The organism is Alphaproteobacteria bacterium (genome assembly GCA_019635875.1).
GTDB lineage: Bacteria > Pseudomonadota > Alphaproteobacteria > Reyranellales > Reyranellaceae > JAFAZJ01.
The window spans coordinates 864,889-890,633 of record JAHBYP010000001.1; the positions used below are offsets into that span (position 1 = coordinate 864,889).

The 25,745-nt window shown below is 69.2% G+C and carries 26 protein-coding genes; 15 read left to right on the forward strand and 11 right to left on the reverse strand.

Translation table 11 applies throughout. The features are described 5' to 3' along the window. The first annotated feature begins 38 nt into the window (after positions 1–38). Together KF889_04345 and KF889_04350 are read left to right on the forward strand one after the other, a co-directional pair. Positions 39–1,421 carry a TldD/PmbA family protein gene (locus tag KF889_04345; protein ID MBX3498651.1) on the forward strand — a complete coding sequence of 461 codons (1,383 nt, stop codon included), beginning with the start codon at positions 39–41 and terminating at the stop codon, positions 1,419–1,421. A gap of 86 nt (positions 1,422–1,507) precedes the next feature. Continuing rightward, positions 1,508–2,212, forward strand: a complete 705-nt coding sequence (locus tag KF889_04350; protein ID MBX3498652.1) for a DUF2076 domain-containing protein — start codon at positions 1,508–1,510, stop codon at positions 2,210–2,212. Here KF889_04350 and KF889_04355 read toward each other — a convergent pair. Further along, positions 2,190–3,116 carry a phytanoyl-CoA dioxygenase family protein gene (locus KF889_04355; GenBank protein ID MBX3498653.1) on the reverse strand — a complete coding sequence of 309 codons (927 nt, stop codon included), beginning with the start codon at positions 3,114–3,116 and terminating at the stop codon, positions 2,190–2,192. The genes KF889_04350 and KF889_04355 overlap by 23 nt on opposite strands. Positions 3,117–3,179: 63 nt before the next feature. On the opposite strand from KF889_04355, the gene KF889_04360 reads away from it, so the two are divergent. Both KF889_04360 and KF889_04365 read left to right on the forward strand, forming a co-directional pair. After that, positions 3,180–4,598, forward strand: coding sequence for an aspartate aminotransferase family protein (locus KF889_04360; GenBank protein MBX3498654.1), 1,419 nt, complete (start codon positions 3,180–3,182; stop codon positions 4,596–4,598). A 42-nt stretch (positions 4,599–4,640) separates the two neighbouring features. Then, the gene (locus KF889_04365; GenBank protein ID MBX3498655.1) at positions 4,641–5,912 is read left to right on the forward strand and encodes a lytic murein transglycosylase; all 1,272 of its coding nucleotides are present in this window, start codon (positions 4,641–4,643) and stop codon (positions 5,910–5,912) included. Here the strand turns inward: KF889_04365 and KF889_04370 are convergent. Then, positions 5,909–6,835, reverse strand: coding sequence for a diacylglycerol kinase family lipid kinase (locus tag KF889_04370; GenBank protein ID MBX3498656.1), 927 nt, complete (start codon positions 6,833–6,835; stop codon positions 5,909–5,911). The two genes, KF889_04365 and KF889_04370, sit on opposite strands and share 4 nt — an antisense overlap. Positions 6,836–6,888: 53 nt before the next feature. On the opposite strand from KF889_04370, the gene KF889_04375 reads away from it, so the two are divergent. Both KF889_04375 and KF889_04380 read left to right on the forward strand, forming a co-directional pair. After that, entirely contained in the window at positions 6,889–7,677 is a 789-nt protein-coding gene (locus KF889_04375) for a UDP-2,3-diacylglucosamine diphosphatase (GenBank protein ID MBX3498657.1), read from the forward strand. A 17-nt stretch (positions 7,678–7,694) separates the two neighbouring features. Further along, entirely contained in the window at positions 7,695–8,711 is a 1,017-nt protein-coding gene (locus KF889_04380) for a glycosyltransferase family 1 protein (GenBank protein MBX3498658.1), read from the forward strand. Between the two features lie 6 nt (positions 8,712–8,717). On the opposite strand, the gene KF889_04385 is transcribed toward KF889_04380, so the two are convergent. Next, a complete protein-coding gene (locus KF889_04385) occupies positions 8,718–9,455 on the reverse strand; it encodes a ribonuclease activity regulator RraA (GenBank protein ID MBX3498659.1) in 738 nt (245 codons plus the stop codon). Between the two features lie 203 nt (positions 9,456–9,658). Between KF889_04385 and KF889_04390 the strand changes: the two genes are divergently transcribed. From KF889_04390 to KF889_04400, 3 genes are read left to right on the forward strand one after another with little or no spacing between them, the layout of a single operon-like run. Further along, entirely contained in the window at positions 9,659–10,666 is a 1,008-nt protein-coding gene (locus tag KF889_04390) for a TRAP transporter substrate-binding protein (GenBank protein MBX3498660.1), read from the forward strand. A 19-nt stretch (positions 10,667–10,685) separates the two neighbouring features. Then, the gene (locus KF889_04395) at positions 10,686–11,207 is read left to right on the forward strand and encodes a TRAP transporter small permease (protein MBX3498661.1); all 522 of its coding nucleotides are present in this window, start codon (positions 10,686–10,688) and stop codon (positions 11,205–11,207) included. Beyond that, positions 11,189–12,475: a TRAP transporter large permease gene (locus tag KF889_04400; protein ID MBX3498662.1), complete on the forward strand. Its 1,287-nt coding sequence runs from the start codon at positions 11,189–11,191 to the stop codon at positions 12,473–12,475. The genes KF889_04395 and KF889_04400 overlap by 19 nt, the downstream gene beginning before the upstream one ends. A 4-nt stretch (positions 12,476–12,479) precedes the next feature. Here KF889_04400 and KF889_04405 read toward each other — a convergent pair whose 3' ends face one another. Genes KF889_04405 through KF889_04415 form a run of 3 tightly spaced genes read right to left on the reverse strand, consistent with a single transcriptional unit; the run spans position 12,480 to position 14,676 of the window. Then, positions 12,480–13,994, reverse strand: coding sequence for an exodeoxyribonuclease VII large subunit (locus KF889_04405; GenBank protein MBX3498663.1), 1,515 nt, complete (start codon positions 13,992–13,994; stop codon positions 12,480–12,482). 21 nt (positions 13,995–14,015) lie between these two features. Next, entirely contained in the window at positions 14,016–14,420 is a 405-nt protein-coding gene (locus tag KF889_04410) for a type II toxin-antitoxin system VapC family toxin (protein MBX3498664.1), read from the reverse strand. Beyond that, the gene (locus KF889_04415) at positions 14,314–14,676 is read right to left on the reverse strand and encodes a type II toxin-antitoxin system Phd/YefM family antitoxin (GenBank protein ID MBX3498665.1); all 363 of its coding nucleotides are present in this window, start codon (positions 14,674–14,676) and stop codon (positions 14,314–14,316) included. The genes KF889_04410 and KF889_04415 overlap by 107 nt, the downstream gene beginning before the upstream one ends. 86 nt (positions 14,677–14,762) lie before the next feature. On the opposite strand from KF889_04415, the gene purD reads away from it, so the two are divergent. Together purD and KF889_04425 are read left to right on the forward strand one after the other, a co-directional pair. Further along, positions 14,763–16,055, forward strand: coding sequence for a phosphoribosylamine--glycine ligase (purD, locus tag KF889_04420; GenBank protein MBX3498666.1), 1,293 nt, complete (start codon positions 14,763–14,765; stop codon positions 16,053–16,055). Positions 16,056–16,122: 67 nt separating this feature from the next. Then, on the forward strand, positions 16,123–17,244 hold the full coding sequence (locus KF889_04425; protein ID MBX3498667.1) for an MBL fold metallo-hydrolase: 1,122 nt from the start codon (positions 16,123–16,125) through the stop codon (positions 17,242–17,244). Here the strand turns inward: KF889_04425 and KF889_04430 are convergent. The 3 genes from KF889_04430 to KF889_04440 all read right to left on the reverse strand — a co-directional run bounded on the left by KF889_04430 (position 17,241) and on the right by KF889_04440 (position 19,694). Continuing rightward, a complete protein-coding gene (locus tag KF889_04430) occupies positions 17,241–17,819 on the reverse strand; it encodes a VOC family protein (protein MBX3498668.1) in 579 nt (192 codons plus the stop codon). The genes KF889_04425 and KF889_04430 overlap by 4 nt on opposite strands. A gap of 51 nt (positions 17,820–17,870) precedes the next feature. Further along, positions 17,871–18,509 carry a helix-turn-helix transcriptional regulator gene (locus KF889_04435; protein ID MBX3498669.1) on the reverse strand — a complete coding sequence of 213 codons (639 nt, stop codon included), beginning with the start codon at positions 18,507–18,509 and terminating at the stop codon, positions 17,871–17,873. 114 nt (positions 18,510–18,623) lie between these two features. Continuing rightward, the gene (locus tag KF889_04440) at positions 18,624–19,694 is read right to left on the reverse strand and encodes a tartrate dehydrogenase (protein MBX3498670.1); all 1,071 of its coding nucleotides are present in this window, start codon (positions 19,692–19,694) and stop codon (positions 18,624–18,626) included. Between the two features lie 148 nt (positions 19,695–19,842). Between KF889_04440 and KF889_04445 the strand changes: the two genes are divergently transcribed. From KF889_04445 to KF889_04460, 4 genes are read left to right on the forward strand one after another with little or no spacing between them, the layout of a single operon-like run. Then, positions 19,843–20,352 carry a queuosine precursor transporter gene (locus tag KF889_04445; GenBank protein MBX3498671.1) on the forward strand — a complete coding sequence of 170 codons (510 nt, stop codon included), beginning with the start codon at positions 19,843–19,845 and terminating at the stop codon, positions 20,350–20,352. 4 nt (positions 20,353–20,356) lie between these two features. Then, positions 20,357–21,430 carry a tRNA preQ1(34) S-adenosylmethionine ribosyltransferase-isomerase QueA gene (gene queA, locus KF889_04450; protein ID MBX3498672.1) on the forward strand — a complete coding sequence of 358 codons (1,074 nt, stop codon included), beginning with the start codon at positions 20,357–20,359 and terminating at the stop codon, positions 21,428–21,430. Further along, positions 21,427–22,554, forward strand: coding sequence for a tRNA guanosine(34) transglycosylase Tgt (gene tgt / locus KF889_04455; protein ID MBX3498673.1), 1,128 nt, complete (start codon positions 21,427–21,429; stop codon positions 22,552–22,554). The genes queA and tgt overlap by 4 nt, the downstream gene beginning before the upstream one ends. Next, on the forward strand, positions 22,551–23,387 hold the full coding sequence (locus KF889_04460; protein MBX3498674.1) for a nucleotidyltransferase domain-containing protein: 837 nt from the start codon (positions 22,551–22,553) through the stop codon (positions 23,385–23,387). Before tgt ends, KF889_04460 begins: the two co-directional genes overlap by 4 nt. Positions 23,388–23,396: 9 nt before the next feature. Here KF889_04460 and KF889_04465 read toward each other — a convergent pair whose 3' ends face one another. After that, complete coding sequence (locus KF889_04465) at positions 23,397–23,849, reverse strand: hypothetical protein (GenBank protein ID MBX3498675.1); 453 nt, start codon at positions 23,847–23,849, stop codon at positions 23,397–23,399. Then, positions 23,850–25,658, reverse strand: a complete 1,809-nt coding sequence (gene mutL / locus KF889_04470) for a DNA mismatch repair endonuclease MutL (protein ID MBX3498676.1) — start codon at positions 25,656–25,658, stop codon at positions 23,850–23,852. It lies immediately after the preceding gene. Positions 25,659–25,745: the final 87 nt, after the last annotated feature.

Consider the following 25,745-nt stretch of genomic DNA (forward strand, 5'->3'; position numbering starts at 1 on the left):
TGGCCTAGGATCGCCGCCCACCAGCGTATGAGGGTTTCATGGCCAAGGCGAAGCGCAAGGTCGCGGTGAAGAAGAAGGGGGCCGCGCGCGGCAACGGCGCGGCGGTCGACACCAATCTCCTCAACGACCTCTTGCGCTGGGCCAAGGCCTCCGGCGCCGACGCCGCGGACGCCTACGTCGCCGAAAGCGCGCAACTCTCCGTCGGCATCCGGCTGGGCGTGCGCGAGAAGCTGGAGCGCAGCGAGAGCCGCGATCTGTCGCTGCGCGTCTTCATCGGCAAGCGCATGGCGATCGTCTCGTCGACCGATTTCGACCCGGCCAGCCTGAAGGCGCTGGCCGAACGCGCCACGGCGATGGCGCGTGTCGTGCCCGAGGACCCCTATTGCGGCCTGGCGCCCGAGGATCGCATCGCGCGCGACTGGCCCGAGCTCGATCTCGACGACGGCAAGGAGGCCAGCGTCGCCACCCTGCAGGACTGGTGCGACCGGGCCGAGGACGCTGCGCGCGCGGTCAAGGGCGTGACCAATTCCGAAGGCGCCAATGCCGGCTGGTCGGGCGGCCGCGTGGCGCTGGCCGCCAGCAACGGCTTCGCCGGCGAGTATCGCTACGGCAGCTATGGCATCGACGTCTCGGTGCTGGCCGGCGAGGGCGTCGGCATGGAGCGCGACTACGACTGGACACAGGCGGTCTACACTGACGATCTCGACAGACCCGAGACCTTGGGCCGCAACGCCGGCCGCGGCGCGGTCAAGCGGCTCAACCCGCGCAAGGTCAAGAGCGGCCGCTATCCGGTGATCTACGATCGGCGCATCTCGGGCGGGCTGCTCGGCCATCTCGCCAGCGCCATCAACGGCCGCAGCATCGCACGCAAGACCTCGTTTCTGCTCGACCGGCTGGGCAAGCAGGTCTTCAGCAAGGGCCTGCGCGTGATCGACGATCCGCACCGCAAGCGGCGTTCGGGCTCGCGTCCTTTCGACGGCGAGGGCCTGCCGACCAGGCGCATGAACCTGATCGAGGACGGCAAGCTCACGACCTGGCTGCTCGACCTGAACTCGGCGCGCCAGCTCGGCCTGGAGCCCACCGGCCACGGCGCCTGGGGCGGCGGGCCGACCACCAGCAACCTCTATCTTGAGAAGGGCAGGGAATCGGTGAAGTCGCTGATCGGCGGCATCAGGCGCGGGCTGTTCATCAGTGACCTGATCGGCTTCGGCGTGAACGGGGTCACCGGCGACTACAGCCGCGGGGCGTCAGGTTTCTGGATCGAGAAGGGCGAGCTCGCCTGGCCGGTGAGCGGCGTGACCGTGGCCGGCAACCTGAAGAGCATGTTCCGCCACATCACCCCTGCCAGCGATCTGCAGTTCAAGAGCAGCACAAACGCGCCCACCGTGCGGATCGACGGGATGACCATCGCCGGGGAGTGACGAGAAGCCGGCTGGCAATCCGCGGCAGGCTCCCCACCTAGCAGCATGGTTCCCGAGGATCGAGTTCCACGCCCGAGAGGATCTCCATGACGCCGCAGGAAAAGGACATGATCACCCAGCTGCTCGACCGCCTGAAACAGGCCGGCGGACAGCCCAAGGATCCGGAGGCAGAGGCACTGATCCGCCAAGCGGTGCAGGCCCAGCCCGACGCGCCCTATCTGCTGGTGCAGACCGCGCTGATCCAGAACATGTCGCTGGAGGGCGCCCAGGCGCGCATCGCCGAGCTCGAGCGCGAGGTGGCGGCGGCCAAGCAGGCGGCGGGGTCAAAGCCCACCAGCTTCCTCGGCGGCCTGCTGGGCGGCGGCAGCCAACCCGCGCCGCAGCCCGCCCAGCCGATGGCGCGGCCCGGCTCGGTGCCGCAGACCGGCGGCTACGGCCAGCAGCCGCCGCCAGGCTATGCGCCGCAGCAGGCCGGTCCGATAGGTGGCGGTGGTTCCAGCTTCCTGCGCACGGCGGCGGTGACCGCGGCCGGCGTCGCCGGCGGCGCGCTGCTCTATCATGGCATATCCTCGATGTTCAGCGGTGGTCACGGCGCCGGCGGCGCGAGCCAGAGCTTCATGGGCGGCGGCGCGCAACAGGCCGGTGCTTCGCCCTGGGGCAATGCACAGGGAGCCGGCAGCGACGAACCTCTCACCGCCGAGCGCGACCAGGGCTACGATTCGGGCGCGGCGAGCGATGCCGGCGGCTGGGACGACAGCGGCGACGGCTTCAGCTTGGACGAGGAATTCTGAGCCCCGGATCGGCAGAGCTGTCGATGTAGCTCTCGAAGCTGCGTCGCTCCAAGCCCTTCTGCGCCTGATAAAGCGAGCTGGGATCCAGCGCCGCAGGCAGCGGCATGCGCACCGGGACATCGGCCAGCCGCGGCACGTTGGTGGGCGTACCGCAGATCAGCCGGCCGTTGAACTCGTCCCAGTCGGCATAGTGGGCGTAGCCGCCGGCCAGCGGCCAGGCGTCGCCTGCCGCCAGCTCGTAGAGCAGGAATCGACGATCGGCGCCTGAGCGGTTGAGGTCCGAGCCGTGCACCAGCCGCACATGGTGCAGGCTGATCGAGCCGGCCGGCGCGATCGCGGGCTCGGCCGGCGAGACATCGAGCCCGGCCTTCAGCGGGTCGAAGCCGCCGACGAAGCGGCCGTCGACGTGGTGGTCGAAGACCGGCCCGCGATGCGAGCCCGGCAGCAGCAGCATCGGGCCGTTGTCGCGCGTCATGTCGTCGAGCATCACGCCGACGGCCAGCACGTCGTCGTTGCTGTAGGGGTAGTAGGCCCAGTCCTGGTGCCACTCGACCGCCGCGCCAAAGCCCGCGCTCTTGAGGTTCAGCTTGCTGTTCTGGAAGCGGATGCTCGGGCCGAGCAGCGACTTCACCGGCTCGAGGATCGCCGGCGAACGCACCAGCTCCATGAAGAAGGGATCGAGCTTGTGCGGCGTCTTCACCCGGCGCACGCGCGGCCGGTCGGGCCGGTGGCTGTCCTCGAGGTCGAAGACCGCGTCGTTGGCGCTCACGCCATGGGCGCGCTCGAGGATCGAGGCCAGCACCTGGCGCAGGCGGCTCAGCTGCTCTTGCGACAACGCGTGCGGCAGCACGAGGTAGCCGCGTTCGCGGTAGGTCGCGATCTGCTCCGCTGTCAGGCCGCCCATGGCTGTCCTCCCGCCGGGGATCATGCATGATGGTCCGTCCCGCGTGAATGGAGCATCGTCGACATGGATCCCGAGGAATTCCGCCTGCACGCGCACCGCCTCGTCGACTGGATGGCCGACTACATGGGCTCGGTCGAGAGCCTGCCGGTGAAGTCGCGTGTCGCGCCGGGCGAGATCGCCGGCCAGCTGCCGGCCGCCGCGCCGCTTCAGGGCGAGGCCTTCGACGCCATCTTCGACGATTTCCGCCGGATTGTGATGCCGGGCATCACCCACTGGCAGCATCCGAACTTCTTCGCCTATTTCCCGGCCAACTCGAGCAGGCCCTCGGTGCTGGCGGAAATGCTGGTGGCGACGTTGGGCGTCAACGGCATGCTGTGGCAGACCTCGCCGGCGGCCACCGAACTCGAGACGCGGGTCATGCAGTGGCTGGGCGACATGATCGGCCTGCCCCGGGGCTTCACCGGCACGATCCAGGATACCGCCTCGACCGCGACGCTCTGCGCCATTCTGACCGCGCGCGAGCGCGCGCTGCAGGGGCGCGGCAATCGCGCCGGGCTGAACGGCGCCGGCGCCTTCACCACCTATTGCTCGGCCGAGACGCACTCGTCGATCGAGAAGGACGTGCGCATCGCCGGCCTCGGCTCGGAGAACCTGCGCAGCATTCCCGTCGACGAGGATTTCGCCATCCGCATCGATCTGCTGGAACAGGCGATCGCCGCCGATCGCGCCGCCGGCCGCACCCCGCTGCTGGTCACCGCGACGGTGGGCGGCACCGCCAATGGCGGCTTCGATCACGTCGATGCGCTGGCCGATGTCTGCGCGCGCGAGGGCCTGTGGCTGCACGTCGACGCTGCCTGGGCGGGCAGCGCTTTCGTGCTGCCCGAATGGAGACATCTTATGAATGGCTGCGAGCGCGCCGACAGCTTCGTCTTCAATCCGCATAAATGGCTGTTCACCAACTTCGACTGCACCGCCTATTTCGTGCGCGATCCGCAGGCGCTGCTCGATACCTTCGCCATCCACCGCGTCTACTTCGATACGGCGGAGCAGGGCCGGGTGATCGACTACCGCGACTGGGGCATCCCGCTGGGCCGGCGCTTCCGCGCCCTCAAGCTTTGGTTCGTGATCCGCTCGTATGGCGTCGAGGGGCTGCAGGCGGCGATTCGCCAGCACATCGCCTCGGCCCAGGCCTTCGCCGGGTGGATCGAGGCCAGCGAGGATTTCGAGCTGATGGCGCCGGCGAAGCTGGCGCTGGTCGTGTTCCGCTACCACCCCGAGGATGTCGGCGACGCCGCCGAGCTCGACGCGCTCAACGCAAGGCTGCTGTCGGTGCTCAATGACGACGGCCGCATCTACCTCACGCCGGGCAAGACGGGCGGGCGGGCGAGCATCCGGTTCTCGGTCGGCCAGACCGATACCCGGCGCCGTCATGTCGAGGCCGCCTGGGAGCTGATCCGCGAGACCGCGCGCTCGCTGCGCTGAGGATTCCCCCGGCGCGCTTTCCCGACTACAGTGCGCGCCACCATGAGGTCCGCGCGTTCCCCCGATCCGTTTCTGACGCTGCTGCTGATGGCGGGCCTGGCCGGCTGCGCCGCGCAGGCGCAGAACCAGCAGCCCGCCCCGTCGCCGACCAACTCGCCGGCGACCGTCGTGCAGCAGATCCAGGGTGCGGACTTCCAGGCCTGCCTCGGCAACATCAAGGCCATGGCGCTGCGCGAAGGCGTGCCCGAGGCCGTCGCCGACCAGGCACTCAGCGGGCTGACACCCGACCAGCGCGTGCTCGATCTCGACAGCCGCCAGCCCGAGTTCACGCTGACGCTCGGTCGCTATCTAGCCAACGCCATCTCGGCCGATCGCGTCGCCCGGGGCCGTCAGATGCTGGCGCAGCACCGCGGCCTGCTGCAGGCGGTCGAGCGCGACTACGGCGTGCAGCCGCATTACATCGTGGCCTTCTGGGGTCTGGAGAGCGGCTACGGCTCCTTCGTCGGCGACTTCCCGGTCGTGCGTTCGGTGGCGACCTTGGCCTGTCGCACGCGCCGTGCGCAGTTCTTCGCCGGCGAGACGGTGCAGGCGCTGCGCATCCTCGCGTCACAGGGCATGCAGGCGGCGCAGATGAAGGGCTCGTGGGCGGGCGCGATGGGCAACACCCAGTTCATGCCCTCGACCTTCACGGCCCACGGTGTCGACCGCGACGGCGACGGGCGCGTCGATCTGTGGCGCAGCCTGCCCGACGTTTTCGCCTCTTCGGCGAACTTCCTGAGCAAGAGCGGCTGGAAGCGCGGCCAGGATTCGCACATCGAGGTCAGCCTGCCGCAGGGCTTTGCCTACGACCGCGTCGATCTCGGCGAGGAGCGTACGGCGCGCGAGTGGCGCGCGCTGGGCGTGATGGGGGCCGACGGCCAGCCGCTGCCGGACTTCGCCGAGCGTGCCGCGATCGCGATTCCCGCCGGCCATCGCGGTCCGGCATTCCTGATGCTGCCGAACTTCAGGACAGTGATGAACTGGAACCGCTCGGTGCTCTACGCGATCTCGGTCGGCGTGCTGGCGCGGCAGATCGCCGGTGGGTCGAGCCTGGTGCGCCAGCCGCCGGCCGACGATCAGCCGCTGTCGCGCGAGACCGCTTTCGACGTGCAGCAGCGCTTGATCAAGCTTTCGCTCTACAGCGACGAGGCCGACGGGCTGATCGGCCCGAAGACCCGAGCCGGGCTGCGCGCCTTCCAGATCCGCGCCGGCCTGGTGGCCGACGGCCATCCGTCGCCGGAGACGCTGGCCCGCCTGCGTGCGGCAGCACCTTAGCCCGGCATCAGCAGGCGCAGCTGGCGCGGCGCGACGTCGACGGTGACCGGCAGGTCGGCCGCATCATCGCCGTCGAGCTGGACCGGCTCGCGGTGTCCGTGCCCATTGACCAGCGTCACGATGCGCACCGAGGTCGCCGGCAGCACACGGTAGCCCGGCGTGCGCGGCAGGCGGCCGCGCACCAGCGCCGCGCCGTAGCGCAGCACGTTGTAGCGACCGCCGCGCTCGAACAGGCAGGTGCTGAGCCCGGGCATGCGCAGATCGGCGTCGGGCGCGATCGGGTAGGGCCCGCCATAGCGCCGGGCACGGGTGACGATCACCGAGGCCGCCTCGTGGCGCACGCCGTCGATGTCGACGGCATAAAGCGCATCGACCGGCCGCGTCATCTCGACCGCCGAGCGCCAGACATAGGCTCCCTTGCCGAGCCGCCGTTTGAGCGCGCTATCGACGCCCGCCACCACCTTGGCATCGAAGCCGGCGCCGGCCATCAGCGAGAAATGGCGCACGGCGCCGGACTCGGTGCAAAGTCGGCCGACATGCACCGGGCTCGGTGCGACGGATGTCAGTGCGCGAACAATGGCCGCGGGCCGCAGGTGCAGGCCGACTTCACCCGCCAGGACGTTGGCGGTGCCCAGTGGCAGGATGCCCAGCGGCGGCGAGATGTCATCGTTTCGTAACATCAGGCCGTTCACCACCTCGTTGATGGTGCCGTCGCCGCCCGCGGCGACGATGCGCAGCTCGGGTCCTCCTGCGATCTCGCGGGCAAGCCGCTCGGCGTCGCCGCGACCCGCAGTGTCGTGGACATCGACCTGATGGCCGGCCTCCCTCAAGGCGGCCAGCGTCCGTCGCAACAGGGAGGGATTGCGCCGTCCCGCCACCGGGTTGCGGATCAGGACGAAATGGCGCGGTTGCACGGGCGTCATCAAAGCATCACGGCCAAGGAGTATCCACAGGGCAACGCAACTAATGGCGTGTCATGGTTCAGTACTGGCGCACCATATACCTCTCCGACATCCATCTTGGCACGCGCGGATGTCAGGCCGAGCTGTTGCTCGATTTCCTCAAGCACAACGAGAGCGACCACCTCTACCTCGTCGGCGACATCGTCGATGGCTGGCGACTGAAGCGCTGGTGGTACTGGCCCCAGGCGCACAACGACGTCGTGCAGAAGGTGCTGCGCAAGGCGCGCAAGGGCACCCATGTGGTGTACGTGCCGGGCAACCACGACGAGGCGGCGCGCGACTATTGCGGGCTGACCTTCGGCGGCGTGCAGGTCATGCGCGAGGCGTTCCACGAGACCGCCGACGGCAAGCGGCTGCTGATCATCCACGGCGACGAGTTCGACGCTGTCGTGCGCTACGCGCGCTGGCTGGCGATCCTCGGCGACTGGGCCTATGCCCTGGCGCTCAGGCTCAACGTGATGATGAACACGGTGCGCCGCCTGCTGCGCCTGCCGTACTGGTCGCTGTCGGCGTGGCTGAAGTACAAGGTCAAGAACGCCGTCAGCTATATCGCCGACTTCGAGAAGGCGGTGGCCGCCGAGGCCCGGCGGCGCCACGTCGACGGCGTGGTTTGCGGTCACATCCATCACGCGCAGATCCGCACCATCGACGGTGTGACCTACTGCAACGACGGCGACTGGGTCGAGAGCTGCACGGCGCTGGTCGAGGACTACGACGGCCGCATGTCGATCCTGCGCTGGACGGCGCAATCCGCCGCCGCCATTCCGACTCGCGCCCAGGAACCGCGACTGGCCGCCGAATAAACCAAGACGGGGAACGCTTGCGCATCGCGATCGTCTCGGACGCCTGGTACCCGCAGGTCAATGGCGTGGTGCGCACCATCGACACCGTGCGCGGCGAGCTCGTGGCGATGGGCCACATCGTCGAGGTCTTCGGTCCTGACCGTTTCGCTACGATTCCCTGCCCGACCTATCCCGAGATCCGCCTGGCGCTGCTGCCGGGCCGCCGGCTCGAGCACCTGATCCGCAAGTTCGCGCCCGATGCCATCCACGTCGCCACCGAGGGGCCGCTGGGCTTCGCCGCGCGCCGCATGTGCCTGCGCCGCAAGCTGCCTTTCACCACCGCCTATCACACGCGCTTTCCCGAGTATGTGCGTGCGCGCATGTTCTTCCCGCTGTCCTGGACCTACGCCATCATGCGGCGCTTCCACGCGCCCTCGCGCGCCGTCATGGTGTCGACCGAGACGATCCGCGCCGATCTCGCCGCGCGCGGCTTCTCCAACATCGTGGCCTGGACACGCGGCGTCGATCTCGATCTCTTCACGCCGCGCGCGCCGGGACCGACCCCCGACGACACGCAGCGGCCGATCTTCCTCTATGTCGGCCGCGTCGCGGTCGAGAAGAACATCAAGGCCTTCCTCAAGCTCGACCTGCCGGGCGAGAAGTGGGTCGTGGGCGGCGGGCCGATGCTGGAAAAGCTGAAGGCGCGCTATCCCCGGGTGCGCTTCACCGGACACAAGCACGGCGAGGATCTGGCCGCGCTCTATCGCGCCGCCGACGTCTTCGTCTTTCCCAGCCGCACCGACACCTTCGGCCTTGTGCTGCTCGAAGCGCTGGCCTCGGGCCTGCCGGTCGCGGCCTATCCGGTGCCCGGCCCGCTGGATGTCGTCGGCGGCACCGCGGTGGGCGCGCTCGATGCCGACCTGCGCGCCGCCGCGCTCAACGCCATGACGCTTGACCGCGGCCAGTGCCGCGCCCACGCCATGCGCTATTCATGGCGGCGCACGGCCGAGATGTTCGAGGCCAATCTCGCGCCGATCGTCGGCCCGGCGGAGTGATTGCGCTCAGCCGTTCTCCGGCTCGCCCGCCTCGATCCACTTCTGGTACAGCGCCTTGTTCTCGTCGTTGGGCGGATAGAGGCCGGGAATCGTGTGGCCCTGCTTCACCCGCATGGCGACGAACTTCTCCAGCCGTTCCTGCTCGAAGGAATCGCGCGCCACTTCGGCCGCCATGTGGCGCGGGATCACCACCACGCCGTCGGCGTCCGAAACGATAACGTCGTTGGGATAGACCGGCACGCCGCCGCAGCCGATCGGCTGCTGCACGTCGACCGGATGCAGGGTGGTCATGCTCGGTGGCGCCGCGGCGCAGGCCGAGAATACCGGCAGCTTCATGCCGGAGACCGCCGGCACGTCGCGCATCGCGCCGTCCGAGACGATGCCGGCCAGGCCGCGAACCTGCATGCGCGCCACCAGGATGTCGCCGAAGGTGCCGGAGCGCAGCTCGCCGCCGGTCGACACCACCAGCACGCTGCCCGGCGGCGCGTTCTCGACCGCGTGCTTCTGCGCATTCTCCGGGTCGCTGGGCTTGGGCGGCAGGTCGAGGTCCTCGCGCGCCGGGATGTAGCGCAGCGTATAGGCCGGACCGACCATGCGGGTGGCCGACGGGTTCACGGCCTTGAGATTGATCGCCATGGTACGCAGCCCGCGCTTCATCAGCTGCATCGTCACCGTCGCAGTGCTGGCATACATCAGCTGCTGGATGGTCTCGGTGCCGAGCTGCTGGAACTTCACCGCGGTCATGTCGATTCCTCCGATTCCGAACGCGCCCGCAGCCTCGCGCGAAGCCGGCGCCCGATCAACCTCCCCGGCTTTCGGCCTTGACCTTTGCCGTCAGCGCTCCGCAGGATCGAGCGGTAGTGGGGGCTGCGACTTCCAGCCATCGAGAAGCAGGCACGACCGCAACGCGCGATGGGGCGCGGGGCGGCGATCCGGGAGGAACGGACATGATGGAGTTCCGCAGGCGTACGGTAGTTTCCGCATCGATGCTGGCCTTGGCAGGCGCCTTCGGCACCGGTCGCGCCGCCTTTGCCCAGGCCAAGGACCTGAGCATGGGCAACATCAACCCGCCGCGGCACGGCACGTCGCAGGCCTCGCAGCAGTTCATCGACAAGCTCGCGGAGCTGAGCGGTGGCAAGCTCAAGGTCGCGCACCATCACTCGGGTGCGTTGGGCGGCGAGCGCGAGGTGGCGCAGCAGATCCAGCTCGGCGCCGTCGATTTCGGCCCGATCACCACGGCGCCGCTGTCGACGCTGATCCCCGAAATGTCGGTATTCCAGCTTCCCTACATCTTCCGCGACTACGCCCACCTGTTCAAATCGCTCGACGGCAGCGATACGCTGACCAAGTACTACGATGCCGTGCTCGACAAGAAGGGCTTCAAGCTGGTCGGATTCATCGCGGCCGGCTACCGCGGCATCTACGGCCACCATCCGATCAACAAGCTCGACGACGTCAAGGGCAAGAAGGTTCGTGTGCAGGAGGACAAGATCCTGGTCGCCACGTTCAAGGCGCTCGGCATGATCTCGACCCCGATCGCCTTCCCCGAGGTCGCCACGGCGCTGCAGACCAAGGTCATCGATTTCGCCGAGGGCGGCGTCAACACCTTCTATCACAACAAGTTCTACGACATCGTCAAGTACGTCGCCGACGTGCGCCACACGCACCAGGCGGTGGCGCTGGTGATGTCCAAGGCCTCATGGGCCAGGCAGGACGACGCCGGCAAGAAGGCGATCGGCGACGCCTGGAACCACGCGCGCACCTTCAACCGCCAGTTCATCCTCGACGAGGACAAGAGCATCCAGGATCAGGTGCGCGCCAAGGGGGTCACCATCACCAAGCCCGATCCGGCGCCGTTCCTGAAGGCGACGGAGAGCGTCTACGCCGAGTTCTTCGCCACCGCTGCCGGCAAGGATGCGAAGAAGATGGTCGACTATATTCAGGGCGTGAAGTAGCAGCGCCTCGGCCCGCATCATGGCCTCATCGTCGGGGGAAGAGACCGAGGGCACCGCCAAGGCGCCCTCGGTCGGCGCGCGGCTGTACAACGCGCTGGGCTACATCGGCGGCGTGATCCTCGCCGTCATGACCGTGGCGGTCTTCACCCAAGTGGTGCTGCGCTATCTCGGGCTCACCGGCGTCGACGGCATCGAGGAGATCCCGCGCTACCTCTTCGTCTGGCTGGTGATGATCGGCGGTGCCGCCGCGATGTGGCGCAACGAGCACACCACGCTGGACTACTTCCAGAACCTGCTGCCGCCGACGCCGCGTGCGTTGCTGGTGGCGCTGGTCAACGCCGCCGGCGTGGTGCTGTTCGCCTACCTGATCCACCTCAGCATGACCCTGGTGCCCAACGCCGGCTACCAGACCAGCTCAGGCCTCGGCCTGACGCTCGACTACGTCTTCGCCGCCATTCCGTTCGGCGCCGCCTTCATGATCCCGCCGATGCTGCGCAACATATACTTCGCCCTGAGGACGGTATGGCGGAAACGCTTCTGATCGCCTTCCTGATCTGCATCGTGCTCGGCGTGCCGATCGGCCCGGCGCTGGGCGTGGCGGCGCTGGCGACGGCGATGATGGTACCGGCGCTCAACCCGATCATCATCCCCACCCGCTTCGTCGGTCTGCTGTCGGATTCCTACCTGCTGCTGTCGGCGCCGCTCTTCATCCTGGCCGGCAACATCGCGGCGCGCGGAGGGGTGGCGCGCGTGATCATTGACTTCGCCACGGCGCTGGTCGGCCGCTTCCGCGGCGGCCTGGCCTACGTCAACGTCGTCGACAGCATGGTGTTCGGCGGCATCTCGGGCTCGGCCGTGGCCGACGTCTCGGCGCTGGGCACCTTCCTGATCCCGCAGATGGAGCGCAAGGGCTACGACCGCGACTTCGCCACCGCGCTCACTGTCTCGACCGCCGTGGTGGCGCCGATCATCCCGCCCTCGATCATCGCCGTGATCTTCGCCTGGATGGCCGATGAATCGGTCGCGGCGATGTTCGCCGCCGGCATCGTGCCCGGCCTGCTGATCGGCCTGGGCATGGCGGTGCCGGTCTTCGTCATGGCCCGCAAGCGCAACTACCCGAAGGAGCCGCCGCCGAGCCTGCGCCAGTTCGGCGGCTCTTTCCTGCGCGCCCTGCCTGCCCTGGTCATCCCGGCGATCATCATGGGCGGCATCATGTTCGGCCTGTTCACCCCGACGGAGGCGGCCGCGGTGGCCGTGGTCTATGCGCTGGCCGTGCCACCGATCTTCTATCGCGAGCCGGCGCTGCGCGAGCTGCCGAGGATCTTCGCCGACAGCGCGCGTCTGTCGGGCGTCATCGGCATGATCATCGGCTTCGTCGGCGCCTTCGGCTGGGTGCTCAGCTACTCGAAGTTTCCCTTCATGGTCGCCACCGCGATCGCCGCGCTGCATCCGGCATGGTGGATGTTCATCCTGCTGGTGATCCTGCTCTACATGATGCTGGGAACGTTCCTGACGCCCTCGGAGATCATCCTGGTGACCGTGCCCGTGCTTCTGCCGGTGGCACAGGAGATCGGCGTGCATCCGATTCATTTCGGCATGGTCTGCGTCATCGCCTCGGCCGTCGGCCATATCACGCCGCCGGTCGGATTGTGCCTGTTCGTCGGCATGGCGGTCAGCGGCCTGCCGATGGAAAGGCTGATCAGGCCGCTGGTGCCGTTCCTGTCGGCGATCGTCGCGACCCTGCTGATCATCGCCTTCGTGCCCGACCTCATCCTGTTTCTGCCGCGCCTGCTGGGCTTCACGCAGTAGCGCGTCAGAACAGGTCGCCCTGCGCGCCGCCGCGGTGCCTTGGCGCCGCCCGCTGCGGTCTCGGCGCGGCCGGGCGCGGCTCTGCGTCGATGGTCGCGCCGACCCGGCCGTCGCCGAACTCGATGCTGACCGCGGTTCCCGGCGCCGCGGCGGTCGCGCTCAGCAGCGGCGCGCCGGACGTGTCGCGCACCAGCGCGAAGCCGCGCGCCAGCGTGCCCTTGAAAGAGTAGCTGTCGAGCAGCTTGCCGAGCGACTCCACGCGTGTTCCGTGCTGCTCCACGAGACCCGCCGTTGCACGGGCGAGCCGCTCGCTCAGCACCGCCATGCGATCGCCGGCGCGCTCGCCCTTCTGCCGCGCATCGCCGAGATAGCCACGCAGCCCGCCCAGCAGCACGCGCCATTCCTCGGCCAGCTCGCGGCCCTTGCGTTCGATCACCTCGCGCGGCGTGCGCAGGCGCGCGCCCAGACCGTCGAAGCCCGAGCGTTTGAGGGCCACGAGATTGACCGTCGCCTTGGCGAGCCGCTCGGCCGAATCGTCGACGCGCTGGGCGCGCTCCTCGATCAGCCGGCGCGGGTCGGGCAGGCCGCGCGACAGGCCGGCCAGCTCGGTCTGCGCTTCGCGCAGGCGGCGGGTGAGCGCGTTGAGCAGCCGTCCATCGTGCTCGCGCAGGTCGCCAAGCAGCTCGGCGCGCACCGGCACGGCCCTCTCGGCGGCGGCGGTCGGCGTGGGTGCGCGGTAGTCGGACGCGAAGTCGATCAGCGTGGTGTCGGTTTCGTGGCCGACCGCCGAGATCAGCGGGATCGTCGAGGCCGCTGCGGCGCGCACCACGACCTCCTCGTTGAAAGCCCACAGATCCTCCAGGCTGCCGCCGCCGCGCGCCACGATCAGCAGATCGGGCCGCGGCACCGCGCCGCCAGGCTGCAGGCGGTTGAAGCCCTCGATGGCGGCGGCGACCTCGCCGGCGGCGCGCTCGCCCTGCACCGAGACCGGCCATAACAGCACGTGGCGCGGGAAGCGGTCGGCGAGGCGATGCAGGATGTCGCGGATCACCGCGCCCGATGGTGAAGTGATCACGCCGATCACCTCGGGCAGGAAGGGCAGGGCCCGCTTGCGCTCGGCAGCGAACAGGCCCTCGGCGGCGAGCTTCTTGCGCCGCTCCTCCAGCAGCTTCAGGAGCGCGCCCTGGCCGGCCAGCTCGAGCCGGTCGACGACGATCTGGTACTTGGAGCTGCCGGGATAGGTGGTGATGCGGCCCGAGGCGATGACCTCCAGGCCGTCCTCGATCTTCATGCCCAGGCGCGGGATGCCGCCTTTCCAGCACACCGCCTCGAGCACCGCGTCGGCGTCCTTGAGGCGGAAATAGCAATGGCCGGAGCGCGGGAAGCTGGGCTGCGAGATCTCGCCGCGCACGCGCACGCGGGGAAACGCCTGCTCGACCTCGCGCTTGAGCGCGAAGGCCAGCTCCGAGACGGTGAACTCCGGCGCGTTGTGGCCGGTGGCTTCGACGGCGTCAGTCATCGCGACAGTATATGCCTTGTGTCAGCGGCGAGCGTCGAGACGCTGCAATGTCCCGCGCCACTCCAGGATCTCCTCGTCTCCGGTCACCACCGCCGAAGTCTCCGCCAAGGCGGTCGCGACGATCATGCGATCCCAGGGGTCGCGATGAAAGGCTTCCAGGCGACCGGCGGTGACAGCGATCGTTCCCGATACCGGAACCTCGACGACGCCTGTCTGGAGCAGACGCTGACGCCATTGGTCGACGTCGACCGCCGGGGCCAGCCGCTTCTTTCGAATGAGATCGACGATCTCGTAGTAGCTGACCGTCGAGACAAGCAGATCACCTGCGGCGAACGCGCTTTCGCATGCCGCCCGCGCCTTTTGGCCCAGCCTCCGCTCGTCCTGCGTCAGCCAGATGATCGCGTGCGTATCGAGCAGGAGCCTCATGCAGCTGTCCCGTTATGTTGCGGAATTCGCGGTCTTCGTCCCAGTCGGGCTCGCTGGATGAGACGATGTCGCCGACGATGGCGAACGAGCCCTTGAGCGCACCTGTGATCGCCGCCGGCCTGACGACCAGCGAGACGATCTGGGCGACCGGCTTGCCGTTCTTCGTCACCGTCACCGGCTCGCCGGTCGCGGCGACCTCGTCGAGCACGGCGAGCAACTTCGCCTTGCACTCGGATGCCTTCATGATTTTAGTCATGGCGGCACCTCCTTCGTGACTATGGTCATGACCATAGTCATGTTGGACGTGCAGGGTCGGGTTTTCAAGCCTCGCGGAGAGTCTTCATGCGGATCATGGTGGTCGGAAACGGCGGGCGGGAGCATGCGCTGTGCTGGGCCATCGCGGCCTCGCCGCTGTGCGACCGGCTGATCTGCGCGCCGGGCAATGCCGGCATCGCCGACGTCGCCGACTGTATCGCGGTCGGGCAGGAAGACATCCCCGGGCTGGTCGAGCTGGCCAAGCGCGAGTCGATGGACTTCGTCGTCGTCGGGCCGGAGATGCCGCTGGTCGCGGGCCTGGCGGATCGGCTGGCCGAGGCGGGGATCAGGGTGTTCGGCCCCTCCGCGGCGGCGGCGCGGCTGGAGGGCTCCAAGGGCTTCACCAAGGATCTTTGCCGCAAGTACGGCATTCCCACCGCGACCTATGAGCGCTTCACCGAGCTCGACGCGGCCGAAGCCTATATCCGCCGCCAAGGCAATGTCTGGAAGGGCTCGCCGATCGTGGTGAAGGCCGACGGCCTGGCGGCGGGCAAGGGCGTGATCATCGCCAGGGACGAGGCCGAGGCGATCGCCGCGAGCCGCGACATGCTGGCCGGCAACCGCTTCGGCGCCGCCGGCAGCTCTGTCGTGATCGAGGAGTTCATGGAGGGTGAGGAGGCCAGCTTCTTTGCCCTGGTCGATGGCGAGCATGTGCTGCCGCTGGTCGCTGCGCAGGACCACAAGCGCGTCGGCGACGGCGATGTCGGCCCCAATACCGGCGGCATGGGCGCCTATTCTCCGGCGCCCTGCGTGACGCCCGAGGTCGCGCGACGCGTCATGGACGAGATCATCGTGCCGACGGTGCGGGCGATGCGGGCCGAGGGCGCGCCGTTCAGGGGCGTGCTCTTCGCCGGGCTGATGCTGACCCGCAGCGGGCCGAAGCTGATCGAGTACAATTGCCGCTTCGGCGATCCCGAGTGCCAGGTGCTGATGATGCGCCTGAAGTCGGACATCGTGCCGGCGCTGCTCGCCACGGCCGATGGCGAATTGGCGCATTTCGACCTGCGCTGGCACGACGAGACCGCGCTCACGGTCGTCATGGCGGCGAGGGGCTATCCCGACAACCCGCTGAAGGGCAGCGAGATCCGCGGCCTGGACGCGGCCGGCAAGGTCGAAGGCGTCACCGTCTTCCACGCCGGCACCAGGCGCGACGGCGATCGCATCCTGGCGAATGGCGGGCGCGTGCTGAACGTCACGGCCATGGCGCCCACGGTCGAGAAGGCGCGGCGGCGCGCCTATGCGGCGGTCGATGCCATCGACTGGCCGGAGGGCTTCTGTCGCCGCGATATCGCATGGCGGGCACTCGCGCCCCGGGGGTGACAGAACGTAGCGTCACGCGTACCTTGCTGCATCGCACCATAAACGTACATTCATTCGGATTCGATCGATGCTCGACCATATCGAACACGCCCAGCGGCTTCTGGCGCAGCTGCGCTTCCCGTGCGGCGACGCCCCGCTCGCCGGGGAGCTCAAGCAGGTGGCTCCCGGCATCCACTGGCTGCGCATGCCGCTGCCCTTCCAGCTCAACCACATCAATCTCTATCTGCTGGAGGAGGCCGACGGCTGGACCATCGTCGATTGCGGCATGCAGCTCGACGAGACCAAGGCGCATTGGGAGCACATCTTCGCCACCCATCTGAAGGGCAAGCCGGTCAAGGCGGTGGTCGCCACCCACATGCATCCTGATCATGTCGGCCTGGCCGGCTGGCTGTGCGCGCGCTGGCAGGCACCGCTCTACATGTCGCTGGGCGACTACATGAGCGCGCAGGCGATCCGCAACGGGCTGGTCGACGACAACGAATCGCGTGCGGCGCACCTCAGGCGCGGCGGCGTGCCGGAGGAGAAGGTCGCGACCTTCCACCTGCATCGCGGCGGGTACTCCAGGGGCGTCGGCCCGCTGCCGGCGGCGTTCAGTCGCCTGATGCACGGCGATCGCGTCTCGCTGGGCGGCCATCGCTGGCAGGTGATCGTCGGCCGTGGCCATGCGCCCGAGCACGTCTCGCTGTGGTGCGCCGATCTCAACCTGCTGATCTCGGGCGACCAGGTGCTGCCCAAGATCAGCACCAATATCGGCGTGTGGCCCAACGAGCCGATGGCCGACGCGCTGACCTGGTTCCTCACCGGCTTCGTGCGCTTCCGCCGCCTGCCGGCCGACGCGCTGGTGCTGCCCAGCCACGGCTTCCCTTTCGTCGGCCTGCACACCCGTCTCGACCAGCTCGTGGCGCATCACGAGGCGCGGCTGGCCGAGATGCTGGCGGCGATCACCGGCTACGGCGAGAAGGGCGCCACGTGCTGGCAGATGGTGCCGGTGCTGTTTGCGCGCCACCTCGACAACAACCAGGTGGTGTTCGCCTTCGGCGAGACGCTGGCGCACCTGCATTGCCTGGAGTCGCGCGGCCTCGTGCGGCGCACGACGACCGTCGAGGGCGTCCACCACTTCGTGGCCGTGCCGCTCACCGACACCGTGGCGCCCGCCGAGGACACGGTCGAGGTGATGGACGTCGTCTAGGGTTGGAGCAGCGAGGGATCGCGCAGCGTGGTGTCCTGGCCGCGCACCGGATCGTTGATGGCGTCGGCGAAGCTGCGTGCCCCCTTCCACTCATCCGCGGGTCGCACGCGGCCGTCGCTGCCCACCTGGTCGAGGCCCCAGTAGATCTCCAGCCGATGGCCGTCGGGGTCGCGGAACTCCACCGCGATCTGCACGCCGGCGCGGCGGCGGCCCTCGAAATCGACCGTCGCGCCGGCGGCGCGGATGCGCCTGGCCGCCAGCAGCACCTCGTCGAGCGAGCCAACCTCGAAGGCGAGGTGATGCAGCTCGGTGCCAGTCGAAATGCCCTCCAGCGCCCCGACCAGCGCGATGCCGTGGTGGTCGCCGTTGAAGCGCAGGAAGACCATGCCGCCCGGCATCATGCTCTCGGGATAGACGTCGGAAATCTCCAGCCCCAGCACCTCGGTATAGAAGCGCGCCGAGCGCTCGAGGTCGGCGACGTTGAGCACCACGTGGCCGATCTTGGTGATGCGAAACGGCATGCCGCGCGGCCGGCCCATGGCCTCGATCCGCTTCGCGTCGTAGCTGCTGCCCATGCGCTCCTCCCATGCCGAGCGCGTCAAGATCAGCATGCGCGGCGGCGCGCGTCAGCCCCTATTCGCCATCGCCGCGAACTGCGCCTCGATGGCGAAGCGCCAGACGGCGCAGGCCTTCTCCCAGTCGTAACCGCAGATCCAGCGCAGATGGGCCCAGCCCTCGTGATCGGTGAGCGTGGTCACGGCGTCGATCAGCAGGCGCTGATCGTCGGGCGACAACGGGGCCAGCTCGGGCTCGTAGAGGATGCGCATGCGGATGCGCAGCGCATCGACCATATTCTCGATTCGCGCGCGGTAGGTGGGGTCGTGCCGCGCGAAGCGGACGCCGACGCGCCAAAGCGGCAGCCAGTCCTCGCAGATCCGCGCGCGCCGCTCGACGAAGCCGTGGATGCGTGCCTTCAGGGCCCCGGCCGGCGACAGATCGGGCAGGCTGGCGCTGGCCGTGGCGAGGAAGTGGTCAAAGGTGGCGCCGTAGAGCGCCGCCGAATCGGGAAAATGCTGGTAGAGCGTGCGCGGCACGACGCCGGCGCGCTGCGCGATCTGCGCCACCGTCGGCATCTCGTCGCGCTCGCGCATCAACTCGCCGGCGGCCTCGAACAGGCGCTGGCGGGTGCGGTCGCCACGCCGCCGCCGGCCATCGGGATTCTCGCCGGGCAAGGGCGGCGGTACCTGGTTCTTCCTGCGCGGCATGGTAAGCGAACCGATCGGGACCGGGAGACGCGGTCACGCCAGACACCCACGTCCCCCGCGGCGCGGACCTCTGAACAGATGTTACATGACATTTGGTATGAACTGAACAATTGCTCAGGTTTGTTCCAGAGCGCTGCAAATAGCCGAGGTAACCGCCGCCGTTCCCGCCGTGCCGCCGAGGTCGCGGGTCAACGTCTTTGCCTCCGCGGTGACGCGCTCGATCGCGCGCATCAGTCGGCCGGCTGCGTCCGCTTCTCCGAGATGTTCCAGCATCATCACCGCCGACCAGAAGGTGCCGATCGGATTGGCCAGGCCCTTGCCCATGATGTCGAAGGCCGAACCATGGATCGGCTCGAACATCGAGGGGAACTTGCGCTCGGGGTTCACATTGCCAGTGGGCGCGATGCCGATGCTGCCGGCCAGCGCCGCGGCGAGGTCGCTCAGGATGTCGGCGTGCAGGTTGGTGGCGACGATGGTGTCGAGGCTCTCGGGGCGATTGACCATGCGCACCGTGGCGGCGTCGACCAGCTCCTTGTCGACCGAGACGTCGGGGAAGTCGCGCGCCGTCTCGGCGGCGATCTCGTCCCACAGCACCATGCCGTGGCGCTGGGCGTTGGACTTGGTGATCACCGTCAACTTCCTGCGCGGCCGCGCGCGCGCCAGCTCGAAGGCGAAGCGCATGATGCGACTGACGCCGGCGCGGGTGAAGATCGAGACCTCGGTGGCGATCTCCTCGGGATGGCCGCGATGGGACCGGCCGCCCTGGCCGGCGTACTCGCCCTCGCTGTTCTCGCGCACGATCACCCAGTCGAGCTTGCCCGGCGGGCAGTCGGAAAGCGGGCTCTTCAGCCCCGGCAGCACGCGGGTGGGCCGCACATTGGCGTACTGGTCGAAGCCCTGGCAGATCTTCAGGCGCAGGCCCCAGAGCGTGACGTGATCGGGCACGTGCGGGTCGCCCACCGCGCCGAAATAGATGGCGTCGAAGGGCTTCAGCGTCTCGAGCCCGTCCTCGGGCATCAGCGCGCCGGTCGAACGATAGAAGTCGGAGCCCCACGGGAACTCGGTGAAATCGAGGCGGAAATCGTTGGTCATCCGCGACAGCCTGGTCAGCACCTCGACGCCGGCCGGGATGACTTCCTTGCCGATGCCGTCCCCGGGAATGGCGGCGATCCTGTATGCGCGCACGATGGGCTCCTTGCTGTTGACCGGAGTTTGTAGCGCCTTTGGCGCGTCTCCAGTATAAGCGCGCGCCCGCTGGCCTGTGTCGCCGGAGAGGGCAGGAGGATCGGATATGTCGAACATCTCCCGCGGGATGGCCCTGGCCGTCGCCGCCATGGTGGCGGTCGTCGCCGCCGCGAACTACGCCGTGCAGTTCCCGGTCAACGCCTGGCTCACCTGGGGCGCGTTGATCTACCCGGTGACGTTCCTCGTCACCGATCTCGCCAATCGCGCCTTCGGACCGGAGCGTGCGCGGCAGGTCGTTTATGTCGGCTTCGTCATCGGCGTGCTGCTGTCGGGCGCGCTGGCGCCGTGGCGCATCGCGCTGGCTTCGGGTATCGCCTTCCTCGTGGGCCAGCTCCTCGACATCCATGTCTTCAATCGCCTGCGCCGCGCCATCTGGTGGAAGGCGCCGTTCATCAGCTCGGCGCTGGGCTCGGTGGTCGACACGGCGCTGTTCTTCGGCATCGCCTTCATCGGCGTCATGCCTTTCATGCCGCAGGCCGTGGGCCCGTCGGTGGTGACGCTGTCGCTGGGCGACCTGGCGGTCAAGCTGGCGCTGGCGCTGGTCTTCCTTGCGCCGTTCCGGGCATTGATGAACGTCGTCGTGCCGCGAGCTGCCTGAGCCCATGCGCGTCGAGCTGTTCGATTTCGAGCTGCCGGCGGAGCGCATCGCGCAGCGCCCGGCCGAGCCGCGCGACTCGGCGCGGCTGCTCGAGGTGGGCGCCGACGCGCCGGTCGATCGCCTGGTGCGCGACCTGCCCTCGCTGGTGCGCGAAGGCGACCTGCTGGTCTTCAACGACACACGCGTGATCCCGGCCCGCCTGCGTGGCATCAGGCCGGGCGACGGCGGCGACGGTCCCGAGGCGCGTCGTGACGTCAGCTTCGAGGCGTTGCTGGTGCGCCGCCTGGCCGACGGCGCGTGGCGGGCGTTCTGCCGGCCGGGCAAGCGGCTGAAGCCGGGCGACACGTTGCGCTTCGGCGATGGCCTCACGGCCCTGGTGCGCGACAAGACCGGCGAAGGCGCGCTCGATCTGGTGTTCGACGCCGACGAGGCCAGCCTGCCACGACTGCTCGATGGGCACGGCGCCGTGCCGCTGCCGCCGTATATCCGCGGCGGCATCGGCGACGAGCGCGACCGCGCCGACTACCAGACCGTCTATGCCGCCCGCGACGGCGCGGTCGCGGCGCCGACGGCGGGATTGCACTTCACGCCCGCGCTGCTCGCCGCCCTGCGCGAGAAGGGCGTCGCGACGGCCATGGTCACCCTGCATGTCGGCGCCGGCACCTTCCAGCCGGTGCGCGTGGCCGACACCGACTCGCACGTCATGCATGCCGAATGGGGCGAGGTCGGCGCCGAAGCCGTGCGCGCGATTGCCCAGACCCGCGCGCGGGGCGGCCGCGTCGTCTCGGTAGGCACGACCGCGCTGCGCCTGCTGGAGAGCGTCGCGGCGGCGCGCGATGGCCGTGTCGAGGCGTGGTCCGGTGAGACCGCAATCTTCATCACGCCGGGCTTCCGCTTCCGCGTCGTCGACCTGCTGCTGACCAATTTCCACCTGCCGCGCTCGACCTTGTTCATGCTGGTCAGCGCCTTCGCCGGGCTCGGGCGCATGCAGGCGGCCTACGCCCACGCCGTCGCCCGCGCGTACCGCTTCTACTCCTACGGCGACGCCACCCTGCTGCACCGGAACGACCAGGCATGAGCATCGGCTACGAGGTGATCGCGCGCGATGGCTGGGCGCGGTGCGGCCGACTGACGACGGCGCATGGCAGCGTCGAGACGCCCGCCTTCATGCCCGTGGGCACGGCGGCGACGGTCAAGGCGATGCTGCCCGAGTCGGTCGCCGCCACCGGCGCCCAGATCGTGCTCGGCAACACCTATCATCTGATGCTGCGGCCCGGCGCCGAGCGCGTCGAGCGCTTGGGCGGCCTGCATCGCTTCATGAACTGGCAGGGACCGATCCTCACCGATTCGGGCGGCTTCCAGGTGATGTCGCTCAGCAAGCTGCGCGCGCTCGACGCCGAGGGCGTGACCTTCCGGTCGCATATCGACGGCTCGACGCATCGTCTGACGCCCGACATCTCGCTCGATATCCAGCGCCGGCTCGGCGCCGACCTCACCATGTCGTTCGATGAGTGCACCAGCTGGCCGGTGTCGCAGGATGAGGCGGCCAAGTCGATGCGGCTTTCCATGCGCTGGGCCGAGCGCGGCAGGCGCGTCTTCGCCGAGCGCCCCGGCCACGGCCTGTTCGGAATCGTGCAGGGCAGCGTCTATCCCGACCTGCGCCTCGAATCGGCGAAGGCGCTCACCGATATCGGCTTCGACGGCTACGCCATCGGCGGGCTGGCGGTGGGCGAAGGCCAGGCGGCGATGTTCGCCACGCTCGACGTCACCGTGCCGGCGCTGCCCGCCGAACGGCCGCGCTACCTGATGGGGGTGGGCCGGCCCGCCGACATCGTCGGCGCCGTGACGCGCGGCATCGACATGTTCGACTGCGTCATGCCGACGCGCGCCGGCCGCACGGCGCAGGCCTTCACCTGGCGCGGCGAGCTCAACCTGCGCAACGCGCGCCATCGCGACGATCCACGGCCGATCGTCGAGGGTTGTGCCTGTCCCGCCTGCGCGTCGTACAGCCGTGCCTATCTGCATCACCTGATCCGCAGCGACGAGATCCTCGGTGCCATGCTGCTGACATGGCACAATCTGCACTTCTACCAGGACGTGATGCGCGGCCTGCGTACGGCGATCGAGCGGGGCGCTCTCGCCGACTGGAACGCACGCTTCGCCGAGCAGCAGGCCCTGGGCGACATCGAGGAGTTCGCATGATCGTGGCCAACGACGAGCGGCTGCTGGCCGAGCTTACCGAGGTGCTGTCGACAGTGCCGGGCGTGCGCGCCATCGCGCTGGGCGGCTCGCGCGCCCGCGGCACGGCAACGCCGCATTCCGACTACGACATCGGCCTGTACTACGATGGCGCCGCGCCGCTCGACGTGGCGACGCTGGGCCGAATCGCGGCCGAGATCGACGATCGCGGCGCCGAGGCGACGGTGACACCGGTCGGCGGCTGGGGTCCGTGGATCGACGGCGGCGGCTGGCTGGTGATCGAGGAAATGCGCGTCGACCTGCTCTATCGCGATCTCGCGAAGGTGGCGCGGGTGATCGACGACTGCCGCGCCGGCAAGGTCGAGATCGCCTACCAGCCAGGGCATCCGCACGCCTTCGTCTCGTCGATCTACGCCGGCGAGGTGGCGCTGTGCAAGGTGCTGCACGATCCCGATGGCGCGCTGGCGGCTGAGCGGGCGCGGACCACGCCCTATCCCGAAGCGATGAAGCGCGAGCTGCGCCGTCGCTTCGAGTGGGAGGCATGCTTCTCGCTGGAGAACGCCGAGAAGTCGCGGGCGCGCGGCGACACGGTCTATATCGCGGGCTGCGCCTTCCGCTCGATCGCCTGCCTCTGCCAGAGCCTGCACGCGGCCAACGGTGTCTGGCTGCTCAACGAGAAGGGGGCCGTCGCGTCCGTCACGCGCCTGCAGCGCAAGCCCGCGTCTTTCGCCGAACAGGTGGACATGGTCCTGCGCGATGTCGTGGAAGGCTCCTACGCCTCGGGCCTCGAGCGCCTGGACGAGCTGATCGCCCAGACGCGCGCGACCGCCGCCTGACCGGCGAGTTCAGCGGCCGCGTGTCAGCGTCGCGGCGCGCGAGCAGCCGGCGCCGGATTCGGCAAGCGAGATCGAATTCGCCGTGGCACGGCCGTTCCAGGTCGAGTTCTGGCGGTCCCGCTCCTTCATGGAGCGCAGTCCCGCAAGCTTCAGCGCACCGTCGGTCTGCACGCGGCCGTGCAATTGCCACAGCGCCGGCGGCACCGGCAGTGCCTCGCCCTTCTTGCCGGTGATCGCCGCTCGCGGCCGCTCCGGCTCCGATGCCGTGCCGTCGACGGCGCCACCCTCGATGGTCAGCCGGATCTCGAGCGGCGCGCACGAACCCGATGCCGCCGCGGTACCCACCCAGGTGCCATCGAACGGCGTCGCCAAGATCCGGTCGGTGGGCGCGGGTGTGCGAGTCTGCGCCAGGACGGGGGCGCTGGCGGCCAACAACGCGGCCGCAAACAGGAGACGCTTCATTCACCGCCGTCCGAACAGCCGCTCGATGTCGGCCAGCTTGAGTTCCACATAGGTCGGTCGGCCGTGGTTGCACTGGCCGGAATGCGGCGTGGCTTCCATCTGGCGCAACAGCGCGTTCATCTCGTCGAGCGACAGGCGCCGTCCGGCGCGCACCGAGCCGTGACAGGCCATGGTGCCGCAGACCTCCTCGAGCCGTTCCTTGAGCGACAGGTGCTCGCCGAACTCCGCCAGCTCGTCGGCGAGGTCCTTCACCAGCCCGGCAATGTCGGTGTCGCCCAGCAGCGCCGGGCTTTCGCGCACCGCCACCGCACCATGGCCGAAGCCTTCGAGCACGAGGCCCAGTTCGGCGAGATCCTCGGTGCGCGCCACCAGGCGGCGCACGGCGTCCTCGTCCATCTCGACGATCTCCGGGATCAGCAGGCTCTGGCGCTTAACGCCCGACAGGGCGATCGACTCCTTCATGCGCTCGTAGACCAGGCGTTCGTGCGCGGCGTGCTGGTCGACGATCACCACGCCGTCCTCGGTCTGCGCCACGATGTAGGTGCCGTGGATTTGCGCGCGCGCGGCACCCAGCGGGTAAGTGCGCAGATCCTCGACCGGCGCCGGCTGCCCCGTTGCCGTCTGGCCGCTGGGCGCCTGCGGGGCGAAGAACGCCGCGGCGGCCTCGGCGAGACCGGGCGAGGGCCGCGCCGGCACGGCGCCGCCATACGAGCCCGACCAGCCGCCGATCGGCAGGCCGCCGACCGGCCGTGCCGCGCCCAGCGCCGCCTGCGCCACCGTCGTGCTGGCGCGATGGCCGGCGCCCAGCAGCGCGTGGCGGATCGCACCGACGATCAGGCCGCGCACCACGCCTGAGTCGCGGAAGCGCACCTCGGTCTTGGCCGGATGCACGTTGACGTCGACCATGCCTCTGGGGGCTTCGAGGAACAGCGCCACCAGCGGGTGACGGTCGCGCGCCAGGAAATCCTGGTAGGCGCCGCGCACCGCGCCGGCCAGCAGCTTGTCGCGCACCGGCCGGCCGTTGACGAAGAGATACTGATGCTGCGCCGTGCCGCGATTGAAGGTCGGCAGACCGACGTGGCCGGTGAGCACAAAGCCCTCGCGCTCGGCGCGGATCGGCAGCGCGTTCTGCGCGAAATCGCGGCCCATCACGGCGGCGAGCCGCTGCAGGCGCGCGCCATCCTCGCCGTCCTCGACCAGCGATGGTGCGATCGCGGGATACGAGAAGACCGTGCGGCTCTCATCCTCGAGGCTGAAGGCGATTCCGGGATGCGCCATCGCCAGGCGCTTGAGCGCATCGGCGACCTGGGCCGACTCGCTGCGCGGCTCCCTGAGGAACTTCAGCCGCGCCGGCACGGCGTAGAAGAGGTCGCGCACCTCGACCCGCGTGCCCGGCGGATGCGCCGCCGGCACCGGCTCGCCCTTGGCCCCGCCGTCGATGCGCAGGGTCCAGGCGCTGTCGGCGCCCCTCGGCCTGGAGGTCAGCGCGAAGCGGCTGACCGAGGCGATCGACGGCAGCGCCTCGCCGCGGAAGCCCAGGGTGCGAATGTCGAGCAGGTCGTCGCCGTCGTCGAGCTTCGATGTGCAGTGGCGTTCGACCGCCAGCGCCATCTCGCCGGCCGACATGCCTGATCCGTCGTCGACCACGGTGATCAGCGTGCGGCCGCCTTCGACCAGGCTGACGGCGATGCGCGTGGCGCCGGCGTCGAGCGCGTTCTCCACCAGCTCCTTCACCGCCGAGGCCGGCCGCTCGACCACCTCGCCGGCGGCGATGCGGTTGACCATCGTGGGTGGCAGGCGACGGATCATGGCTTCACACTCCTTCTCCCCGCGATGGCGGGGAGAAGGTGCCCGAAGGGCGGATGAGGGGCTTCGCGGACTGGCGACGCGCACCGT

What these genes read in the sequence shown, in the direction of transcription:
- KF889_04345 (MBX3498651.1), top strand. Translation starts at nt 39, where the DNA reads ATGGCCAAGGCGAAGCGCAAGGTCGCGGTGAAGAAGAAGGGGGCCGCG.
- KF889_04350 (MBX3498652.1), top strand. Translation starts at nt 1,508, where the DNA reads ATGACGCCGCAGGAAAAGGACATGATCACCCAGCTGCTCGACCGCCTG.
- KF889_04355 (MBX3498653.1), bottom strand. Translation starts at nt 3,116, where the DNA reads ATGGGCGGCCTGACAGCGGAGCAGATCGCGACCTACCGCGAACGCGGC.
- KF889_04360 (MBX3498654.1), top strand. Translation starts at nt 3,180, where the DNA reads ATGGATCCCGAGGAATTCCGCCTGCACGCGCACCGCCTCGTCGACTGG.
- KF889_04365 (MBX3498655.1), top strand. Translation starts at nt 4,641, where the DNA reads ATGAGGTCCGCGCGTTCCCCCGATCCGTTTCTGACGCTGCTGCTGATG.
- KF889_04370 (MBX3498656.1), bottom strand. Translation starts at nt 6,835, where the DNA reads ATGACGCCCGTGCAACCGCGCCATTTCGTCCTGATCCGCAACCCGGTG.
- KF889_04375 (MBX3498657.1), top strand. Translation starts at nt 6,889, where the DNA reads ATGGTTCAGTACTGGCGCACCATATACCTCTCCGACATCCATCTTGGC.
- KF889_04385 (MBX3498659.1), bottom strand. Translation starts at nt 9,455, where the DNA reads ATGACCGCGGTGAAGTTCCAGCAGCTCGGCACCGAGACCATCCAGCAG.
- KF889_04390 (MBX3498660.1), top strand. Translation starts at nt 9,659, where the DNA reads ATGATGGAGTTCCGCAGGCGTACGGTAGTTTCCGCATCGATGCTGGCC.
- KF889_04395 (MBX3498661.1), top strand. Translation starts at nt 10,686, where the DNA reads ATGGCCTCATCGTCGGGGGAAGAGACCGAGGGCACCGCCAAGGCGCCC.
- KF889_04400 (MBX3498662.1), top strand. Translation starts at nt 11,189, where the DNA reads ATGGCGGAAACGCTTCTGATCGCCTTCCTGATCTGCATCGTGCTCGGC.
- KF889_04405 (MBX3498663.1), bottom strand. Translation starts at nt 13,994, where the DNA reads ATGACTGACGCCGTCGAAGCCACCGGCCACAACGCGCCGGAGTTCACC.
- KF889_04410 (MBX3498664.1), bottom strand. Translation starts at nt 14,420, where the DNA reads ATGAGGCTCCTGCTCGATACGCACGCGATCATCTGGCTGACGCAGGAC.
- KF889_04415 (MBX3498665.1), bottom strand. Translation starts at nt 14,676, where the DNA reads ATGACTAAAATCATGAAGGCATCCGAGTGCAAGGCGAAGTTGCTCGCC.
- purD (MBX3498666.1), top strand. Translation starts at nt 14,763, where the DNA reads ATGCGGATCATGGTGGTCGGAAACGGCGGGCGGGAGCATGCGCTGTGC.
- KF889_04425 (MBX3498667.1), top strand. Translation starts at nt 16,123, where the DNA reads ATGCTCGACCATATCGAACACGCCCAGCGGCTTCTGGCGCAGCTGCGC.
- KF889_04430 (MBX3498668.1), bottom strand. Translation starts at nt 17,819, where the DNA reads ATGGGCAGCAGCTACGACGCGAAGCGGATCGAGGCCATGGGCCGGCCG.
- KF889_04435 (MBX3498669.1), bottom strand. Translation starts at nt 18,509, where the DNA reads ATGCCGCGCAGGAAGAACCAGGTACCGCCGCCCTTGCCCGGCGAGAAT.
- KF889_04445 (MBX3498671.1), top strand. Translation starts at nt 19,843, where the DNA reads ATGGTGGCGGTCGTCGCCGCCGCGAACTACGCCGTGCAGTTCCCGGTC.
- queA (MBX3498672.1), top strand. Translation starts at nt 20,357, where the DNA reads ATGCGCGTCGAGCTGTTCGATTTCGAGCTGCCGGCGGAGCGCATCGCG.
- tgt (MBX3498673.1), top strand. Translation starts at nt 21,427, where the DNA reads ATGAGCATCGGCTACGAGGTGATCGCGCGCGATGGCTGGGCGCGGTGC.
- KF889_04460 (MBX3498674.1), top strand. Translation starts at nt 22,551, where the DNA reads ATGATCGTGGCCAACGACGAGCGGCTGCTGGCCGAGCTTACCGAGGTG.
- KF889_04465 (MBX3498675.1), bottom strand. Translation starts at nt 23,849, where the DNA reads ATGAAGCGTCTCCTGTTTGCGGCCGCGTTGTTGGCCGCCAGCGCCCCC.
- mutL (MBX3498676.1), bottom strand. Translation starts at nt 25,658, where the DNA reads ATGATCCGTCGCCTGCCACCCACGATGGTCAACCGCATCGCCGCCGGC.